Genomic DNA, 16,616 nt, shown 5'->3' on the forward strand with positions numbered 1-16,616 from the left:
CAACCGACACGACGCGTCCCCGGAACGCCCGCGCAGGGCACCGGGGACGCGTCGTTCGTCGTCAGGGACGAACGGATGCCGCGACCTCGACGACGCGGTCGAGCGACTCCTCCTCGCCCACCGAGACCCGCACGCCGTCTCCGGCGAAGGGCCGGACGACGAGGTCGGCGGCCTCGAACGCCGCCGCGACCTCGAGCGAGCGGTCACCGGCCGGAAGCCAGACGAAGTTGCCCTGCGCGGTCGGGACGTCCCATCCGATCTCGCGCAGGCGGTTCACGAGCAGGTCGCGGCGCTGGGCGACGACGGACACGCGTTCGCGCAGTTCGTCCTCGGCGTCCAGGCTCGCCAGCGCAGCGGCCTCGGCCTGCGCCGTGACCGACAGCGGGATGCCGGCGCTGCGGGCGGCGTCGAGGATGCGGGGATGCCCGACGGCGTAGCCGATCCGCAGGCCCGCGAGCCCGTACGCCTTGGAGAAGGTGCGCAGGATCACGACGTTGTCGTGCCCGGCGGCGATCACGCGCTCGCCCTTGACGGAGGCGGCATCCGTCACGAACTCGACGTACGCCTCGTCGAGGACGATCAGCACGTCCTTCGGGACGGCGGCGACGAATGCGTCGAAGTCGGCCTGCGTCACGACCGCGCCGGTCGGGTTGTTCGGCGTGCAGACGAAGACGGCCCGCGTGCGGTCGGTGACGGCGGCGGCGAGCGCGGGGAGGTCGTTCGCGGCGGCATCCGTCAGGGGCACCATCACGGGAGTGGCGCCGGTGACCGTCACGATGCCCGGGTACGCCTCGAAGGAGCGCCACGGCAGGACGATCTCGTCGCCGACGGAGGCCGCGGCCTGGGCGAGCTGGTAGAGGATCGAGACCGACCCGGCGGCGATGTGGATGCGGTCGTCAGTGACGCCGAACCGCTCGGCGAGCCGAGCGCGCAGCCGACCGGCGAGCGCGTCGGGGTACCGGTTGAACGCGACCGCGTCGCGCACGGCCGACACCACACCGGGGAGCGGGTCGAACGGGTTCTCGTTGCTGGAGAGCTTGTACGCGGCGGCGCCGGCCTGCTTGCCCTGCGTGTACGAGGGGAGGGCGGCGATCTCGGGACGAACCCGGACGGGGATGTCGGTCACGCGACGAGTCTACGAGCGGGCGCGCCGCCCCGCTCCTGGCCCGGCCGTGCTCGCGCGTGCCAGACTGCGGACATGCGCTTCATCGTCCGCGTCGTGATCAACGCCTTCGCGATCTGGGTCGTCACGCTCATCGAGCCGCTGCGCGTCGAGGTGACGCCGTTCGCCCCCGGCGAGGCCCTGCAGCTCGTGCTTTCGCTCCTCGCCGTCGCGGCCGTCTTCGCGATCGTCAACACCGTGATCGGCACGGTTCTCAAGATCCTCGCGTTCCCGCTCTACATCCTGACGCTGGGTCTGATCTCGCTGGTCATCAACGGATTCCTCTTCTGGCTGACCGGATGGTTCACCGAGTGGTGGGGCTGGGGTCTGTCGGTCGAGTCGTTCTGGCTCGGCGTCGTCGCCGCCCTCATCATCTCGATCATCAACTTCCTCTTCGGGATCATCCTCCGTCCGCAGACGAAGCGCTGACCCCTCCGGCGGTCGCGTAGAGGAACACCTCCACGGACTCCGCCTGCGCGAACTCCCCCAGCCGCTCGCGCACTCCGTCCATCCGGGGGTCGGTCGACAGGTCGAGCATCTCGGATGTCGCGGTGTACTCGTCCATCTGGTGGGAGTTCAGCCACGGCACCGGGTCGATCGTGCGCTCGACGATCATGCTGCCCGGCGCGCCGATCTCGGTGTCGTGGCCGCCCGCTGCGAGAAGCGGCACCGGGTCGTCGCGGTGGCGCAGATCGACCTGGAGGGTGTCAGCGCCCACGTCGGCCTGCACCGGGTTGCCGAACCCGACGATCAGCGGAACGTCGTATTCGTCCTCCAGGGCGATCCGGCTTGCGATCATCGCGCCCTGCGAGTGACCGCTGACCACGACGGAGTCGCCGGGTTCCGCTCCCGCCTGCTGCAGGGCGATGCGACTGGCCTCGTAGGACGACGACGTCATCCCCGCGTAGAGCGGAAGGGTGGACGACAGACCGAACGTCCCGGCATCCCTCCCGAACCGCGTGCCGGACAGGTACAGCGCGAACCGTCGACCCCCGTCCGGCATGGTGTAGCGCTCGACCCGGATGCTGCCGGGCCCGTCACCCGGCACACGTCGGGCCACGTCGGCCACCGTGGCGGGCGCCGTGCCCCTCTGAGACCTCACCGGCACGACGATCGGGCGGACCGGAGCGCCGACCAGCCGACTGCCCTCCGCCGGCGCGCCCCTCCCCCACGCGCGGATCTCCGACTCCCCGCGTCGGAGGATCCCCCGCACGGTCGGTGCGAGCCCGGCGGCCAGCGTCGCCCACCACAGCTCCCCGGCGATCGTCTTGAACGGGTCGGGGGCGTCGGCGATCACCTGCCGCGCGACCGCTGCAGCCGCGGGCGAGGATGCCTCGAGAGCCTCCGCCCGCCGGGCGATGAGCACGGCGTCTCGGCGGTCGTGCTCATCGCCTCCCCCCGCCAGCGCGGTGCGGGCCCGGAGTTCGACGAGCTCATACGCGGTGGCGGCGTCGCGGAGCGCCGTCGTGAGGCGGGTGCCCGAGGCGACGACCTCACCCGCGGCGGCGGCGAGGTGCGGCGCACCCCCGCCGATCACCGCGGCGCGCGCGAGCTGCTCGGCGTGTGCCAGCGTCGCCCGTAGGCCGTCCGCGTCGGCGACGGACAGCGCCGCCTGCGCGGCGGCGTGACGGAGAGTCTCGGTGTCGACGGCGACGACACGACCGCCGCGGATCTCGATCTCGCCCATCAGCCCGTCGCCTCCACCCAACTCCGGTCGCGGCGCGTGTCGTCGATCGCCGTCTGGATGGATGCCGACAGGCGCGCGACGTCCCCTTCCCAGTCGGCGGCCGCCTCCCGGAACGCATCGGCGGCCTCGGCACGCCAGTCGACGAGATGGGCGACCCGGCGCACATCCCCGAGGAGTCGGAGCACCTGTTCGTCCGCCTGTCGGAGCAGGGCGAGGGCGTCATCGAGGGCGGCGAGGCGCTCCGGCAGCGGAGCACCCCACAGGTACGGAAAGGGCGCGAGGACATCCGACATGGGTCGACCCTGGCCGCGGCATGCTCTCTCCAGGGGGCGTCGCAGACGCACGGTGGATGCCGCACTGTGGATGCGCTCTGTGCAGGAGCCCTCTCGATCAGCACAATGGAGGGGTGCCCGAGCCCGACGATGTCTTCCGCGTGCTGTTCGTCTGCACGGGCAACATCTGCCGTTCCCCCATGGCGGACGTCGTGTTCCGATGGTTCGCCGATCAGGCCGGCCTCGGCGAGCGGGTCGCCTCGAGCAGTGCCGGGACCGGGGAATGGCACGTCGGCGAGCGGGCCGACAGCCGCACACTCGAGGCCCTCGCACGCCGCGGCTTCGACGGCACCCGGCATCGCGCACGACAGTTCACGCGCGACGATTTCGATCGCAACGACCTCGTGATCGCCCTCGACAGATCGCATGAACGGATCCTGTCGGAGTGGGCGCGCAGCCCCGCCGACGTCGACAAGCTCGCCCTCCTGCTCAGCTTCGACGCTCGGGCGGACGGAGCGCTCGACGTCCCCGACCCCTACTACGGGGGCCCCGCGATGTTCGACGAGGTGCTCGGTATGATCGAGAGCGCGAGCCGGGCGCTGTTCCGGCAGCTCGAACCCGCGCTTCGCCGGTGAGCGCACCCCACCGAACGGAGTCGCGTGTCCTCCCTGCCCTCGATGTCCCTCAGCCCGCTCGACGGTCGCTACGCCGCGGCGGTCGCCCCCCTCGCCGAGTACCTCTCGGAGGCGGGTCTCAACCGGGCTCGCGTCGAGGTCGAGGTCGAGTGGATCATCACGCTGACCGACCGCGGCCTGTTCGGGTCGTCGGCGCTCAGCGATGAGCAGAAGGACTCGCTGCGCGGCCTCTACCGGGATTTCGGCGACGACGACATCGCCTGGCTCGCCGAGAAGGAAGCGGTCACCCGTCACGACGTCAAAGCGATCGAGTACCTCGTCCGCGACCGGCTGTCGTCGCTCGGACTCGACGCGATCGCCGAGCTCACCCACTTCGCCTGCACGAGCGAGGACATCAACTCCGCTTCCTACGCCCTCACCGTCCAGCGCGCCGTCGAGCGGGTCTGGCTGCCGAAGCTGCATGCGGTCATCGCCTCACTGACGGCGCTGGCTGAGGAGCACCGGGATGCCGTCATGCTCTCGCGCACGCACGGACAGCCCGCGACGCCCTCGACCATGGGCAAGGAGCTCGCCGTCTTCGCCTGGCGCCTGCAGCGCGTCGCCGACCAGATCGCGGGCGGCGAGTACCTCGCGAAGTTCTCGGGCGCGACCGGCACTTGGTCGGCGCACCTGGCCGCGGAGCCCGACACCGACTGGCCCGCGCTCTCGCGCGGCTTCATCGAGGGTCTCGGGATCGGCTTCAACGAGCTCACCACGCAGATCGAGTCGCACGACTGGCAGGTCGAGCTGTACGACCGGGTGCGGCACGCCGGCGGCATCCTCCACAACCTCGCCACCGACGTGTGGACCTACATCTCGATGGGCTTCTTCGCCCAGATCCCCGTCGCGGGGGCGACCGGTTCGTCGACGATGCCGCACAAGATCAACCCGATCCGCTTCGAGAACGCCGAGGCCAACCTCGAGATCTCGGGCGGGCTGTTCGGCACCCTCGCGCAGACCCTCGTCACGTCGCGGATGCAGCGCGACCTCACGGATTCGACCACGCAGCGCAACATCGGCGTCGCCTTCGGTCACTCGCTGCTCGCGCTGGACAACCTGCAGCGCGGGCTGACCGAGATCTCGCTCTCGCGTGACGTCCTGCTGGCCGACCTCGACGCGAACTGGGAGGTCCTCGCGGAGGCGATCCAGACGGTCGTGCGCGCCGAGATCGTGGCCGGTCGGTCGCAGATCACCGACCCGTACGCGCTGCTCAAGGACCTCACGCGAGGCCGCCGCGTCGGCGCGCCCGAACTCGCCGAGTTCGTGAACGGCCTCGACATCGGCGATGCCGCGAAGCAGCGTCTGCTCGCGCTCACCCCGGCGACGTACGCGGGTCTGGCCGACCGACTCGTCGACCTGCTGCGCTGAGCCGCCGCCGCCGGACCGCGGGTCAGTGCGGGGAGGGCGGTGTGCGGCCGCGACCGGTCTCGCCCTCGGCGGAACCCGGCTCGCCGCTGTCCTCCGGGTCGAGGAGCAGACCGCGGTCGACCTGCTTGCCGACCTGAGCCGGGTCGACGACCAGCAGCGAGAGCGCCATGATCACGAGCGTCGCGATGAAGGTCACGCCGGCGACGATCGCGGCGACGCCCCAGGCCCGCAGGTGCTGGTCGACGTCGCTGTTCGGGCGCTGATCCTGCAGCACACCCATCGAGACGAGCGTGACGATGCCGGCGAACACCGCCGCCAGCAGGGCGAAACCGAGCAGCTGAACCGGACGCATCAGGTCTCGGCGGGTGGGGTTCTTGTCGGTCATGTGCGGCCTCCAGCGGCATCCGTGTCGGCCGTCTCCACTGCGGGGACCGCAGCAGGACGAGGAGAGAACGCGGCGATCCCGAGGTAGACCGCGACGATCGCGGCGTAGCCGCCGAACACACCCACACCGATCGTGATCCCGGTCAACGTGAAGGACTGCTGCGCCTGGTCGATGTAGTAGTCGAGCGTGTAGCCGCGGGGGACGAACAGCAACGCCAGCCCCAGGACGATCGTGAGCGCGCCCACGAAGACCGACTCGCCGGCCGCGGGGGTGCCGCGTCGCCGGCCGATGATGCCGATCACGAGCTCGGCCGCACCAGCGACGAGCGCCCAGACGAGGACGACCGTGAAGAACCCGTCCACCGTGCGCGCCGCGGGGAGGGTCGCGATCATGCCGGCGACGAGGGTGAGGATGCCGAGGAGCAGCGCCTGCGACCGCTCGCCCGTCCGGAACACGAGCCATGCGGACAGCAGCAGGATCAGCCCGGTCGCGACGGCGAAGCCGCTGAAGACCGCGCCGCCGACCTGCGCCGAGTGGTCACCCGAGAAGGTGATCATGACCGCCGCGATCGCCGCGAACAGGGCGCGCCCCATCTGCAGGTGGCGCACCTCGAAGGCACGGGGGGCGGCGTCAGGCACAGGCGGTCTCTCAGGAAGGGGACGGGATGCCCCCAGTTTAGGTCGTCCACCCGGTTCCGGCCTCCGGAGCGGCAGGATGCGGTTGACTGAGCGCATGTCCTCGCGCCGACGCTCCGCCGCCTCGACCGCCGGGCTCGGCCTCGCCGCGGCCCTGACGCTCGCGGGATGCGCAGCGCCCGAGCAGCCGACGGCCGAGTCACCGACCCCGTCGGTCACCTCCGTCCCGACGCCGACCCCCACCCCGACACCGACCCCCACCCCGACATCGCCGCCGGTGACGCCGCGGACCGTGGCGTCCGGTCTCGAAGCGCCCTGGTCGATGGCGGTGCGCGACCAGACCGTGTTCGTGAGCGAGCGCGACACCGCCCGCATCCTCGAGGTCGCGTCGGACGGCACGACGCGCGAGGTCGGCACCGTGGCGGGAGTGGTCCACAGCGACGAGGGCGGGCTCCTCGGCCTCGCGATCGACGGCGACGACCTCTTCGTCTACTCAACGGCCCGCGACGGCAACCGCGTGCAGCGCTACGCGATCTCGGGCTCGCCCGGCGCGTTCCGGCTCGGTGAGCCCGAGACCGTCATCGACGGGATGCCGGCGGGCACCCACCACAACGGCGGTCGCATCGCGTTCGGCCCCGACGGCATGCTCTACATCGCGAACGGCGACACGAGCGACGAGCCCGCCTCGCAGGATCCCGATTCGCTCGCGGGCAAGATCCTGCGGATCACGCCGGACGGCTCGGTCCCCTCCGACAACCCGGACCCCGACTCCGCCGTCTACAGTCTCGGTCACCGCAACGTCCAGGGCTTCGCGTGGGCGGAGGACGGGACGATGTTCGCGAGCGAGTTCGGCCGCAACTACCGCGACGAGCTGAACGTCATCGAGGCCGGCGGCAACTACGGCTGGCCCTACGTCGAGGGCACCGGCGGAGAGGCGGACGGCTTCATCGACCCGGTGCAGACGTGGCCGACGGATGCCGCCAGCCCCAGCGGCATCGCCATCGTGAACGACACGATCGTCATCGCGAACCTGCGCGGCCGCGTGCTCCGTGCGGTTCCGGTGGCGGACCCGTCGACGTCCACCGAGCTCGCCGACGAGTACGGCCGACTCCGTGACGTGACGGTCGGTCCCGACGGCACGCTGTTCGTCCTCACGAACAACACGGACGGGCGCGGGTCACCCGCAGAGGGCGACGACCGGATCGTCAGTCTCGCGGTGCCGCAGCTCTGACCAGTTCGCGGATGCGCTGCTCCACGGCATCCGTCATCTCGATCACCGCGAACGAGACCGGCCACATCACGCCGTCATCGAGTTGCGCGGTCTCGTCGAAGCTGACCGTGCCGTAGCGGGTCTTGAACTTGGACGCCGGCTGCCAGAAGACCACGACTTTGCCGTCCTTGGCGTATGCGGGGAAGCCGTAGAACGTCTTCGGGTTCAGGTGCGGGGCCTCTTCGAGCACGATGACGTGCAGGCGTTCGGCGACGACGCGGTCGGTGCCCTCGAGCGCCTCGATCGCGTCGAGGCAGGCCTGGTTCTCCTTCTCGATCTTCGCGAGGCCCTTGAGCCCCTTCATCGCCTTCAGCTCCTCGGCCCGCTGCTTCATCGCGGCCTTCTCGGCGTCGGTGAAGCCGGCTCCCTCGCTGGTCTTTCCTGCCATGGTCGTTCCCTTTCGGTCTGTGTGACTGAGTCTCAGGACTGCTGGATGCGGAGCAGGTTGCCGGCGGGGTCACGAACGGCGCAGTCGCGCACGCCGTAATCCTGCTCGATCGGCTCCTGCACGATGTCGGCGCCCGCAGCCTCGAGCTGCACGAACGTCGCATCGAGGTCGTCCGTCGCCAGGTTGATCCCGAAGACGGAACCCTTCGCGAGGAGCTCCTCGAGCGTCCGGCGTTCGGCGTCGGTCACGTCGCGGCCGACACCGACGGGGTGCAGCACGATCGCCGTGTCCGGCTGGTCCACCGGCCCGACGGTGATCCAGCGCATGTTCTCGTAGCCGACATCGAGACGGACCTCGAACCCGAGAGCGTCACGGTAGAACGCGAGCGACTCTTCGGCATCCGTGTGGGGCAGGAAGCTCGAGTGGATGGTGATCGTCATGACGCCAGGTTAGGAGGGTGCTGCGGCGGCCGCTTCTCTATTCCTGACCGGTCGCGTGACCTGCTTCGCGATACACGGCAACATGCCTGGCCTCAGCTCGGCGCCCCGCTCGCGGTACACGCTGGGAGGGACGCCGACGAGCTCGGCGAAGCGGGTGCTGAAGGTGCCGAGCGACTGGGAATCGACGGCGAAGCACACCTCGGTGACGCTCAGATCGCCTCGCCGGAGCAGTGCCATCGCACGCTCGATCCGGCGCGTCATCAGGTAGGAGTAGGGCGATTCGCCGTAGGCGAGCCGGAACTGCCGGCTCAGGTGGCCGGCGGACATGTGGACGTCGCGGGCGAGCGATTCGACATCGAGCGGCTCCGCGTAGTCGCGGCCCATGCGGTCGCGGACGCGGCGCAACAGCACGAGAGTCGCGACGTCGGTCATGACCCGATCCTGCCAGCCGGAGAGGTCAGAGCGCGCGGTAGCTTCGGCCGTGCGGGTGGGTGAGGGCGACGGGTTCGCCGTCGACGGTGAGGATGAATCGATGCCGCTCTCCCGACGGCACGAGCCGCTCGAACTCCGGGAAGACGCCGAGCCCCTCGTTCGAGAGCCAGACCGCATCCGTCTCGGCCATCGTGCGCCGGAACCGCTCTCGGTCGTCAGGGGTCAGGTATGCCAGGACCGCGGTGTGGAAGACGACGAGCGTTGCGTCGCGGGGAGCGGATGCCGCGGCATCCGTGATCAGGTCATTCAGGTCGCCGCCGCGGATCGGCGCGGGATCGGATGCCGCGATGCGCGCGGCGGCCGCGAGGCGGGCACGCCGGTCGTCGTGCTCGGGCCACACGAGGGCGTCGAGCCAGGCGAGGGTGTCGGGGTCGGCGGGGTCGAGCGGGTTCAGGTCGATGCCGCCGCGCCAGACCACCTCGGGAAGATGTGTCGGAGGCGCCGTGTTCTCGATGCGGCAGTCGATGACGACCTCGGTCGGGGTCGGTGGGTCGAGGCTGGTGACGGTTCCGTCGTCCGCGGTGTAGCGGTACGCGTATCGATCGGGATGCAGGCAGAGCCCGGCGGACGCGCCGACCTCGAGCAGGGCGAGCGGTCCGGGGAGGCGGGCCAGCTGCGGGAGCAGGACGGCGCAGCGGGCGGCCTCGTTCGTCTGGGTGGCGTGGGTGAGGGCGATGTCGCGGATGTCCGGCCACCGGTCGACGGCGATGCGACGGGCATTTCGCCACGGCGCGATCGGCACGCCGGCGACGCGCATGGCCGCGAAGACCAGGTTCGCCTGCCGCTTGGCTCGCGGCAGCTCGTCGATCAGGGCGAGCATCTCGGGGTCGTCGGCGACCCCGAGCGCCCACTCCTCGTACGTGGCCGAGGACCCGGCGGCTTCGCGCGCGCCGAAGATCCGATAGTGCTCCGCCGTCGGTGAGTCCGCCGCGACGCCCCAGGACGGAAGGTCGGTCATGGCGCGAGCGTAGTCCGCGCGGCGCGCCTACTCGGCCAGGAAGGCGAGAGCGGCTTCGCGGAAGACGCGGGAGCCGGGTGCGTTGAAGTGGTGCCGGTCGGGGATCTCGATGAACCGGCCCTGGGGCGTCGCGGCGGCGAGGGACTTCGAGCCCTCGATGATGCCGTCCTTCGTGCCGGTCGCGAAGAGCACCGGCTGCCCGGGCGCCGTGCCGGGGTCGGGGTCGACGGTGCCCGTCGCCCGCATGCCGCGCGCGATCGCGAGGAGCGCCCGCAGGTCGTTGCCGGGGACGCGCTCGGTGAGGGTGATGTAGTTGTGGGTCACGGCATCCGTCACCGGCTCGCCCTCGTCGACGTACGCCTGCACCTGATCGAGGTCGAGCCGTCCGAGCGGCACCCCGTCGGGGACGCCGCCGAGGACGACGCGAGGGATGCGGGGTTCCAGGTCGCGGGCGACCTCCCAGCCGACCCGGGCGCCGAGGGAATAGCCGACGTACAGCGCCTCGTCGACCAGGTAGGTGTCGAGGACGGCCTCGAGGTCGGTGACCATGGTGCGCAGGGCATAGGCGTGCGAATCGTGCGGCTTGTCGCTCGCGCCGTGTCCGCGCTGGTCGACCGCGAGCACCCGGTATCCGGCCCGCAGCAGGTCGCGCACCCAGCCCGTGTTCACCCAGTTGTCGCGCGCGCTCGACGCGAAACCGTGCACGAGGATGACCGTCGGGGCGTCCGCCGAACCCCACTCGTAGGTGGCGATGCGGTATCCGTCGCCCACCATGACGAACTGCGGATCGGGTGTCTCGGTCAGGGCGGGGAAGACGGTGGTCACCCCACGATTGTGCACCCCGCAGGCTCCGCTCAGGTGTCGCCCCCGCCGAAGCGCCCGCTCGACACGAGCTCCTCCGCGACCCGGCGGAGCGCGAGCAGCAGGGGTTCCACGAGCACCGTCCCGAGCACGACGTAGCGCACGGCATCCTCCGCGGACGTGGTCGGGATCGCGTCGATCTCGGCCTCGACCATCTGACGGATGCCGGCGAGGTAGGCGTCCATGGTGGCCTCGGGGACAGCGAAGCCACCCCGCTCGATGCTGTCGAGGGCGCGGGCGACGCCGGCGACCTGCTGCGGCGCACACGCCTCCGGCTCCCACCCCCACCGCCGGATCAGGTTCCGCGCGGCGGTCAGGTCGAGATCCCCGTCCGCGGGAGGCGAGACCGCCGCGTGCGCGATGCCGAGGAGGTGACCCGGATCCTCGGGGGGATCGTCGAGCGCCCCGATCACCTGACGTGCCGAGGCGATGCCGACCCCGGAGTCGACGAGGGCACGGATCAACCGCAACCGCTCGACGTGCGTCCGGCCGTAGACGGCCTGCGTCGCCGACGTCCGCTCACCCTCGGGCAGCAGCCTCTCGCGCAGGTAGTACTTGATCGTCGCCACCGGGACGCCCGTCTCGGCGGAGAGCTCCGAGATCCGCATCGATTCCCCCTTGACTTCGATAGTACTGCTATCCATTCTGGATAGTGTCGCTATCGAGAGGATCGCCATGACCCGTATGACCCACACGCACGAGGGCGAGCTCGTCGTCTTCCACCTCGGCATGACGATCCGGAAATGGTGGCGGCCCGATCTGTGGATGCCGGTGTCCGCTGCCATGCCCCGCATGATGGCCGAACTGCTCGGCGACCCCGAGTCGGGTCTGCTCGGCTCGACCATGCTCCTCGGTCGACGCGGACCGTACCTCGTCCAGTACTGGTCGTCGATCGACAAGCTCTACGCCTACGCGTCGGCTCCCGAGCAGGCCCACCGCCCGGCGTGGACACGCTTCAACCGACTCGCCCGCTCGCACCCCGGCGCGATCGGGGTGTGGCACGAGACCTACCGCGTCGCCGCGGCGGAGTCGATCTACGTGGACACACCCGCCATGGGCCTCGGTGCGGCGACGGGACTCGTCGAGATCGGCCGTCGCCACGACCGGGCTCGCGCCCGTCTCGACGACGGGGCGACGGTCTGAGGCGCGTCAGCGCCTGCGCGCCAGCCGACGAGGCGTACCCGCGCGACGACGCAGGGCGCGCCGCATCCGAGACGTCGGCTGCGGGAGCGGCACCGGCTGCGTCACGACCGTCTCGACCGTCATCGAGCCGTCGACCGGTCCGATGACCGCGATCGGCGTCGTCGGCGTGATGGTCATCGGCGCCATCGGCATCGACGCCAGCGTCCGGTGTGCCCGGATGTAGGCGGGGATGAGGATGACAGCGGCCGAGATCCACGCCAGCGGGTTCGACCACGCCACGCCGATGAACCCGAACAGGGCTCCCAGCAGGATCGCCGCCGCCGCCCGCGCGACCAGCTCCACGACACCGGTCACCGTCGGGATCACGGCGTTGCCGAGCCCCTGCAGCGCACCCCGCGTGACGAACAGGACGCCGAGCGCGGTGTAACTGAACCCGTTGATGATGAGCATCGAGACCGCGAGGTGCACGACGCCGTCGGCCCCGTCGCCCACGAAGATGCGGACGATCGGGCCGCCGAGGGAGATGAGCAGGATGCCGAGGGCCACCGCCGCTCCGACGGCGATCCACGTCGCCTGGACGACCCCACGTCGGATGCGGTCGGGGCGGCCGGCGCCGTAGTTCTGGGCGACGTACATCGAGACCGCCAGCGACATCGACTGCAGCAGGGCGACAGCCAGCCCGTCGACACGCGAAGCCGCGGTGTAGGCGGCGATCGCCTCGCCACCGAGCGTGTTGAGCGCGACCTGCACGGTCAACGCGCCGATCGCGATGATCGACGCCTGGAAGCCCATCGGCAGGCCGAGCCGCAGGTGCGCCCTGATGTCGGCGCGTGTGATGCGCCAGTCCTCGCGCTTCAGGTGCAGCTCAGGGATGCGGCGCCGCACGAACTCGAGGCACAGGAGCACCGAGACGGCCTGCGCGACGACGGTCGCCAGTGCCGCGCCGGCCACACCGAGGCCGAGCCACGCGATGGCCGCGATCACGAGCACGACGTTCAGTGCGCACGCGACGATCAGGAAGATGAGAGGTGTCCGCGAGTCGCCGATGGCGCGGATGACGGCGGACAGGAAGTTGAAGAACATCAGCGCGCCGGCACCGAGGAAGCTCACCTGGGTGAAGACCGTCGCATCCGCGAGCAGCTCGGGCGGGGTCTGCAGGGCCACGAGCGCAGGTTCGGCAATGAGCGGTGCGCCGACGGTGAGGATCACCGTCGTGATGCCGCTCAGGAATGCGCCGGTCGCGACGGAGCGACGGACCCCTGCGGCATCCATCGCCCCATAGGCCTGCGCGGTCGGGATGGCGAACCCGGAGGTCAATCCCCACGCGAATCCGAGCAGTAGGAACAGGAGACTGCCCGTCGCCCCCACGGCGGCGAGCGCGTCGACGCCCAGCAACCGACCGACGACGATCGTGTCGGCGAAGTGGTACAGCTGCTGCACCACGTTGCCGATCATGAGCGGCAGGGTGAACAGCAGGATGACACGCCAAGGGCGGCCCGTGGTGAGGGAGGTGGCCATGAGGGCTTTCGGGGAGAGTTCGAATCGATTCGAGGTCCCTCGATTGTACCGAGCGCTCCCTGGGAGGCGTAAGGGGGGTCCGCGAAAAAGGGGCGCCGATCTCTCGGCGCCCCTTTTTTGGGTGGATGGATCAGAACGTGGCGGTGTCGGGGTCGGCTCCGACGCGCTGGCCGCGGTCGAGCGCGTTGATGGCGTCGACCTCGGCCGAGGTCAGCTCGAAGCCGAAGACATTGAAGTTCGAGCGGATGCGCTCGGGCGTCGACGACTTCGGGAAGACGATGAGGCCCTCCTGCAGGTGCCACCGGATGACGACCTGAGCGGGGCTCACGCCGTGGGCCTCGGCGGCATCCGCCACGGCCTTCTCGCCGAACAGGTCGTACTTGCCCTGTCCGAGCGGGCCCCACGATTCGGTGTGGATGCCCTTCGGCTCCTGGAACCCTCGGAGCTCGCGCTGCGCGAAGGCGGGGTGCAGCTCGATCTGGTTGACCGCCGGAACCGTCTCGGTCTCGTCGAAGAGGCGCTGCAGGTGCGGCTGGTGGAAGTTCGAGACACCGATCGAACGCGTCAGGCCCTCGGAGCGGAACTTCTCGAGCTCCTGCCACGTCTCGACGTATCGGTCCTTGTCGGGACGCGGCCAGTGGATCAGGTAGAGGTCGACGTGGTCGAGCCCGAGCTTCTCGAGGCTCGCCTCGATCGCCGGGCGCGAGGTGTCGCGACCCTGCTCGGAGTTCCACAGCTTCGTGGTGATGAAGAGTTCGTCGCGGGGGATGCCGGAGGAGGCGATCGCACGGCCGACGCCCTCTTCGTTGCCGTACACGGCAGCCGTGTCGATGTGGCGGTAGCCGGCTTCGAGGGCGACGCTGACGATGCGCTCGGCCTCGGCCGGGTCGACCTGGAAGACGCCGAAGCCCAGCTGGGGGATGGTGTGTCCGTCGTTGAGTGTGAGAGTGGGAACGGTCATGGATCCAGCTTTCCACCGCCGGGAGCGTCATCGGCACGGGTTGACGAAACGTTGCGGATGCGGCATCCGCTCAGTGCACGCGTCGCCGACCGGTCCGCGGACAGAATGTTCCTCCCGCGCTTTTGTCCATTCAGATGACTGGAATTCGGCTAGCACCATCTCTCTTCCGCGGCAATAGCTCGAACGAACGGTCCTCGGGGCGCACCATGAAGCCATGACCGCTCCCGCTCCGCTCACGGACGCCGACCTGTCGGGCCTGCTGGCCCGGACGGCGCTCGGCGATGCGGACGCCTTCGCGCAGCTGTACGACGCGACCTGCGCGTCCGCCTACACGCTCGCGACGCACATCCTGCGCAGCGAGCAGCCGGCGCAGCGCGTGCTCCAACAGGTGTACGTCCACGTGTGGGAGCACGCCGCGCAGGCCGAGGCGCGGCATCCGCGGGCCTGGGTCCTGCTGCTCACCCACCGCCACGCCATCGCGCTCCGGCGCCGGTCCGACGCGCAGGCCGAGGCCGTCTCGCGCGAGCGGCTCGGCGACATGAGCATCGAGCAGCAGCGCGTCATCGCGCTCGCCTACTTCGGCGGGTACAGCCAGACCGAGATCGCCGCATTGACCGGCGAGACCCTCAGCGCCGTCCGCTCCCTCACCCGCGGCGCCCTCGACCAGCTGCACGCGGCGACGCGCGTGGTGACGTCGCCCGTCGCGCTCCCCCGGGCGACCGGCGTCATCGCGTAGCGACCTCGCTCAGACGGCGGCGGCCATCGCCCGACCCGCCACGCGTCCCGAGAAGATGCAGCCGCCGAGGAAGGTGCCCTCGAGTGCGCGGTAGCCGTGCACTCCACCGCCGCCGAATCCGCTCGCCTCGCCGGCGGCGTACAGCCCTGCGATCGGTTCGCCCCCTGCGGCCAGCGCACGGCCCGACAGGTCGGTCTCGATGCCGCCGAGACTCTTGCGTGTGATGACGTGCAGCTTCACCGCGATCAGCGGTCCCGCCTTCGGGTCGGCGATCGGTCCCGGCGTCGCGACGCGCAGAAGCTTGTCGCCCCGGTAGCGTCGCGCCTGACGCACGGCCGTCACCTGGGCGTCCTTCGTGAACGGGTTCGTCATCTCGCGGTCGCGTGCCTCGAGCTCGAGTCGCACGCGGTCGATGTCGAGCAGAGCGGATGCCGCCCGCATCCGCTCGAGCAGCTGCGGCACGGTGTCGGCGACGATGAAGTCCGCGCCGCGCTCCGTGAACGCCTCCACCGGAGGCGTGGCCCGACCGCCCTTCAGCCGCCCCGCGAGGAGCTTCAGGTCCTTGCCGGTGAGGTCGGGGTTCTGCTCGCTCCCGGAGAGGGCGAACTCCTTCTTGAGGATCGCCTGGTTGAGCACGAACCAGCTGTGGCCGTGCCCCGTGGCGACGATGTGCTCGAGCGTGCCGATCGTGTCGAACCCGGGGAACAGCGGGGCGGGGAGGCGGTGACCGGTGGCATCCAGCCATAGCGACGAGGGACCGGGGAGGATCCGGATGCCGTGGCGCGGCCACACGGGAGTGTGGTTCTGAATGCCCTCGACGTAGTGCCACATGCGGTCGCCGTTGATGAGGTGCGCGCCGGCGGACTCGGCGACGCCCAGCATCCGTCCGTCGACGTGGGCGGGGACGCCCGAGAGCATCGTCTCGGGCGCGCGTCCCATGCGGGCGGGCCACTGCGCGCGGACGAGGTCGTGATTGCCGCCGATCCCGCCGCTCGAGACGAGGACGGCGCCTGCACGGAACGAGAACCCGCCCGTCTCGTCGCGGTTGCTCGGCGCGCCGCGCTCGGCCGCGTCGGGGGCGAGCACGGCGCCGCTGACCCCGACGACCGCCCCTCCCTCGACCTCGAGGCGGTCGACGCGGTGGCGGAACGCGATGCGGGCGCGGCCCGACGCGACCCCCTCGAGCACGCGGCGGACGAACGGATCCAGCACACCCGGCCCGGTGCCCCACGTGATGTGGAATCGCGGCACCGAGTTGCCGTGCGCCGTGGCGCGGTCGCCGCCGCGCTCGGCCCACCCCACGACGGGGAAGAAGCGGATGCCGCGCTCCCGCAGCCACGCGCGCTTCTCCCCCGCAGCGAACTCGAGGTACGCCTCGGCCCACGCTCGCGGCCAGCGATCCTCGGGGCGGTCGAAGCCGGCGGAGCCGAACCAGTCCTGCCGCGCGAGTTCGAGCGAGTCCTTCACGCCGAGCCGGCGCTGCTCGGGCGAATCGACCAGGAACAACCCGCCGAACGACCACCACGCCTGCCCGCCGAGGCTCGTCTCGGGCTCCTGCTCGACGATCAGCACGCGCTTGCCGGCGTCCAGGAGCTCGGCGGCGGCGACCAGCCCGGCCAGTCCCGCTCCGACGACGATCGCGTCTGCGGCATCCGTTGTCATGCGT

The 16,616-nt window shown here is 70.7% G+C and carries 20 protein-coding genes; 6 read left to right on the forward strand and 14 right to left on the reverse strand.

Annotated elements, in window-relative coordinates; translation table 11 throughout:
- Positions 1 to 61: 61 nt before the first annotated feature.
- The gene (locus tag M3190_RS00095; RefSeq protein WP_251577103.1) at positions 62 to 1,126 is read right to left on the reverse strand and encodes a histidinol-phosphate transaminase; all 1,065 of its coding nucleotides are present in this window, start codon (positions 1,124 to 1,126) and stop codon (positions 62 to 64) included.
- A gap of 72 nt (positions 1,127 to 1,198) precedes the next feature.
- Here M3190_RS00095 and M3190_RS00100 point away from each other — a divergent pair, with 72 nt between their 5' ends.
- The gene (locus M3190_RS00100) at positions 1,199 to 1,591 is read left to right on the forward strand and encodes a phage holin family protein (RefSeq protein WP_251577105.1); all 393 of its coding nucleotides are present in this window, start codon (positions 1,199 to 1,201) and stop codon (positions 1,589 to 1,591) included.
- Here the strand turns inward: M3190_RS00100 and M3190_RS00105 are convergent.
- Together M3190_RS00105 and M3190_RS00110 are read right to left on the reverse strand one after the other, a co-directional pair.
- Positions 1,563 to 2,849, reverse strand: coding sequence for a hypothetical protein (locus M3190_RS00105; RefSeq protein ID WP_251577106.1), 1,287 nt, complete (start codon positions 2,847 to 2,849; stop codon positions 1,563 to 1,565). The genes M3190_RS00100 and M3190_RS00105 overlap by 29 nt on opposite strands.
- Entirely contained in the window at positions 2,849 to 3,142 is a 294-nt protein-coding gene (locus tag M3190_RS00110) for a hypothetical protein (RefSeq protein WP_251577108.1), read from the reverse strand. Before M3190_RS00110 ends, M3190_RS00105 begins: the two co-directional genes overlap by 1 nt.
- Positions 3,143 to 3,282: 140 nt before the next feature.
- Here M3190_RS00110 and M3190_RS00115 point away from each other — a divergent pair, with 140 nt between their 5' ends.
- Positions 3,283 to 3,756, forward strand: a complete 474-nt coding sequence (locus tag M3190_RS00115) for a low molecular weight protein-tyrosine-phosphatase (RefSeq protein ID WP_308222234.1) — start codon at positions 3,283 to 3,285, stop codon at positions 3,754 to 3,756.
- Between the two features lie 24 nt (positions 3,757 to 3,780).
- Positions 3,781 to 5,163, forward strand: coding sequence for an adenylosuccinate lyase (gene purB / locus M3190_RS00120; RefSeq protein WP_251577110.1), 1,383 nt, complete (start codon positions 3,781 to 3,783; stop codon positions 5,161 to 5,163).
- Between the two features lie 22 nt (positions 5,164 to 5,185).
- Here purB and M3190_RS00125 read toward each other — a convergent pair whose 3' ends face one another.
- Positions 5,186 to 5,548 carry a hypothetical protein gene (locus M3190_RS00125; RefSeq protein ID WP_251577112.1) on the reverse strand — a complete coding sequence of 121 codons (363 nt, stop codon included), beginning with the start codon at positions 5,546 to 5,548 and terminating at the stop codon, positions 5,186 to 5,188.
- Positions 5,545 to 6,186 (reverse strand): acyl-CoA synthetase, encoded by a 642-nt coding sequence (locus M3190_RS00130; RefSeq protein ID WP_251577114.1) that lies wholly within the window; start codon positions 6,184 to 6,186, stop codon positions 5,545 to 5,547. The genes M3190_RS00125 and M3190_RS00130 overlap by 4 nt, the downstream gene beginning before the upstream one ends.
- A gap of 94 nt (positions 6,187 to 6,280) precedes the next feature.
- Between M3190_RS00130 and M3190_RS00135 the strand changes: the two genes are divergently transcribed.
- Positions 6,281 to 7,414: a PQQ-dependent sugar dehydrogenase gene (locus M3190_RS00135; protein WP_251577116.1), complete on the forward strand. Its 1,134-nt coding sequence runs from the start codon at positions 6,281 to 6,283 to the stop codon at positions 7,412 to 7,414.
- On the opposite strand, the gene M3190_RS00140 is transcribed toward M3190_RS00135, so the two are convergent.
- Genes M3190_RS00140 through M3190_RS00165 form a run of 6 tightly spaced genes read right to left on the reverse strand, consistent with a single transcriptional unit; the run spans position 7,389 to position 11,200 of the window.
- Positions 7,389 to 7,841, reverse strand: a complete 453-nt coding sequence (locus M3190_RS00140) for an iron chaperone (protein ID WP_251577118.1) — start codon at positions 7,839 to 7,841, stop codon at positions 7,389 to 7,391. The two genes, M3190_RS00135 and M3190_RS00140, sit on opposite strands and share 26 nt — an antisense overlap.
- Before the next feature lie 32 nt (positions 7,842 to 7,873).
- Positions 7,874 to 8,281: a VOC family protein gene (locus tag M3190_RS00145; protein WP_251577120.1), complete on the reverse strand. Its 408-nt coding sequence runs from the start codon at positions 8,279 to 8,281 to the stop codon at positions 7,874 to 7,876.
- A 9-nt stretch (positions 8,282 to 8,290) separates the two neighbouring features.
- Positions 8,291 to 8,713 carry a helix-turn-helix transcriptional regulator gene (locus M3190_RS00150; protein ID WP_251577122.1) on the reverse strand — a complete coding sequence of 141 codons (423 nt, stop codon included), beginning with the start codon at positions 8,711 to 8,713 and terminating at the stop codon, positions 8,291 to 8,293.
- Between the two features lie 25 nt (positions 8,714 to 8,738).
- Positions 8,739 to 9,731, reverse strand: a complete 993-nt coding sequence (locus M3190_RS00155) for a DUF2332 domain-containing protein (RefSeq protein ID WP_251577124.1) — start codon at positions 9,729 to 9,731, stop codon at positions 8,739 to 8,741.
- 27 nt (positions 9,732 to 9,758) lie between these two features.
- Positions 9,759 to 10,556, reverse strand: coding sequence for an alpha/beta fold hydrolase (locus tag M3190_RS00160; protein ID WP_251577126.1), 798 nt, complete (start codon positions 10,554 to 10,556; stop codon positions 9,759 to 9,761).
- Between the two features lie 29 nt (positions 10,557 to 10,585).
- Positions 10,586 to 11,200 carry a MerR family transcriptional regulator gene (locus M3190_RS00165; protein WP_251577128.1) on the reverse strand — a complete coding sequence of 205 codons (615 nt, stop codon included), beginning with the start codon at positions 11,198 to 11,200 and terminating at the stop codon, positions 10,586 to 10,588.
- Between the two features lie 67 nt (positions 11,201 to 11,267).
- On the opposite strand from M3190_RS00165, the gene M3190_RS00170 reads away from it, so the two are divergent.
- Entirely contained in the window at positions 11,268 to 11,735 is a 468-nt protein-coding gene (locus M3190_RS00170; RefSeq protein WP_251577130.1) for a DUF4188 domain-containing protein, read from the forward strand.
- Positions 11,736 to 11,741: 6 nt separating this feature from the next.
- On the opposite strand, the gene M3190_RS00175 is transcribed toward M3190_RS00170, so the two are convergent.
- Together M3190_RS00175 and M3190_RS00180 are read right to left on the reverse strand one after the other, a co-directional pair.
- A complete protein-coding gene (locus M3190_RS00175) occupies positions 11,742 to 13,253 on the reverse strand; it encodes an MATE family efflux transporter (protein ID WP_251577132.1) in 1,512 nt (503 codons plus the stop codon).
- A gap of 130 nt (positions 13,254 to 13,383) precedes the next feature.
- Positions 13,384 to 14,214, reverse strand: coding sequence for an aldo/keto reductase (locus M3190_RS00180; protein ID WP_251577134.1), 831 nt, complete (start codon positions 14,212 to 14,214; stop codon positions 13,384 to 13,386).
- A 214-nt stretch (positions 14,215 to 14,428) separates the two neighbouring features.
- Here M3190_RS00180 and M3190_RS00185 point away from each other — a divergent pair, with 214 nt between their 5' ends.
- On the forward strand, positions 14,429 to 14,950 hold the full coding sequence (locus tag M3190_RS00185) for a sigma factor-like helix-turn-helix DNA-binding protein (protein WP_251577136.1): 522 nt from the start codon (positions 14,429 to 14,431) through the stop codon (positions 14,948 to 14,950).
- Between the two features lie 9 nt (positions 14,951 to 14,959).
- Here M3190_RS00185 and M3190_RS00190 read toward each other — a convergent pair whose 3' ends face one another.
- Complete coding sequence (locus M3190_RS00190; protein WP_251577138.1) at positions 14,960 to 16,612, reverse strand: FAD-binding dehydrogenase; 1,653 nt, start codon at positions 16,610 to 16,612, stop codon at positions 14,960 to 14,962.
- Between the last annotated feature and the right edge of the window lie 4 nt (positions 16,613 to 16,616).

The sequence above is a fragment of the Microbacterium oleivorans genome, assembly GCF_023715745.1.
GTDB lineage: Bacteria > Actinomycetota > Actinomycetes > Actinomycetales > Microbacteriaceae > Microbacterium > Microbacterium oleivorans_D.

What these genes read in the sequence shown, in the direction of transcription:
- M3190_RS00100 (WP_251577105.1), top strand. Translation starts at nt 1,199, where the DNA reads ATGCGCTTCATCGTCCGCGTCGTGATCAACGCCTTCGCGATCTGGGTC.
- M3190_RS00105 (WP_251577106.1), bottom strand. Translation starts at nt 2,849, where the DNA reads ATGGGCGAGATCGAGATCCGCGGCGGTCGTGTCGTCGCCGTCGACACC.
- M3190_RS00110 (WP_251577108.1), bottom strand. Translation starts at nt 3,142, where the DNA reads ATGTCGGATGTCCTCGCGCCCTTTCCGTACCTGTGGGGTGCTCCGCTG.
- M3190_RS00125 (WP_251577112.1), bottom strand. Translation starts at nt 5,548, where the DNA reads ATGACCGACAAGAACCCCACCCGCCGAGACCTGATGCGTCCGGTTCAG.
- M3190_RS00135 (WP_251577116.1), top strand. Translation starts at nt 6,281, where the DNA reads ATGTCCTCGCGCCGACGCTCCGCCGCCTCGACCGCCGGGCTCGGCCTC.
- M3190_RS00140 (WP_251577118.1), bottom strand. Translation starts at nt 7,841, where the DNA reads ATGGCAGGAAAGACCAGCGAGGGAGCCGGCTTCACCGACGCCGAGAAG.
- M3190_RS00145 (WP_251577120.1), bottom strand. Translation starts at nt 8,281, where the DNA reads ATGACGATCACCATCCACTCGAGCTTCCTGCCCCACACGGATGCCGAA.
- M3190_RS00150 (WP_251577122.1), bottom strand. Translation starts at nt 8,713, where the DNA reads ATGACCGACGTCGCGACTCTCGTGCTGTTGCGCCGCGTCCGCGACCGC.
- M3190_RS00155 (WP_251577124.1), bottom strand. Translation starts at nt 9,731, where the DNA reads ATGACCGACCTTCCGTCCTGGGGCGTCGCGGCGGACTCACCGACGGCG.
- M3190_RS00165 (WP_251577128.1), bottom strand. Translation starts at nt 11,200, where the DNA reads ATGCGGATCTCGGAGCTCTCCGCCGAGACGGGCGTCCCGGTGGCGACG.
- M3190_RS00170 (WP_251577130.1), top strand. Translation starts at nt 11,268, where the DNA reads ATGACCCGTATGACCCACACGCACGAGGGCGAGCTCGTCGTCTTCCAC.
- M3190_RS00175 (WP_251577132.1), bottom strand. Translation starts at nt 13,253, where the DNA reads ATGGCCACCTCCCTCACCACGGGCCGCCCTTGGCGTGTCATCCTGCTG.
- M3190_RS00180 (WP_251577134.1), bottom strand. Translation starts at nt 14,214, where the DNA reads ATGACCGTTCCCACTCTCACACTCAACGACGGACACACCATCCCCCAG.
- M3190_RS00185 (WP_251577136.1), top strand. Translation starts at nt 14,429, where the DNA reads ATGACCGCTCCCGCTCCGCTCACGGACGCCGACCTGTCGGGCCTGCTG.
- M3190_RS00190 (WP_251577138.1), bottom strand. Translation starts at nt 16,612, where the DNA reads ATGACAACGGATGCCGCAGACGCGATCGTCGTCGGAGCGGGACTGGCC.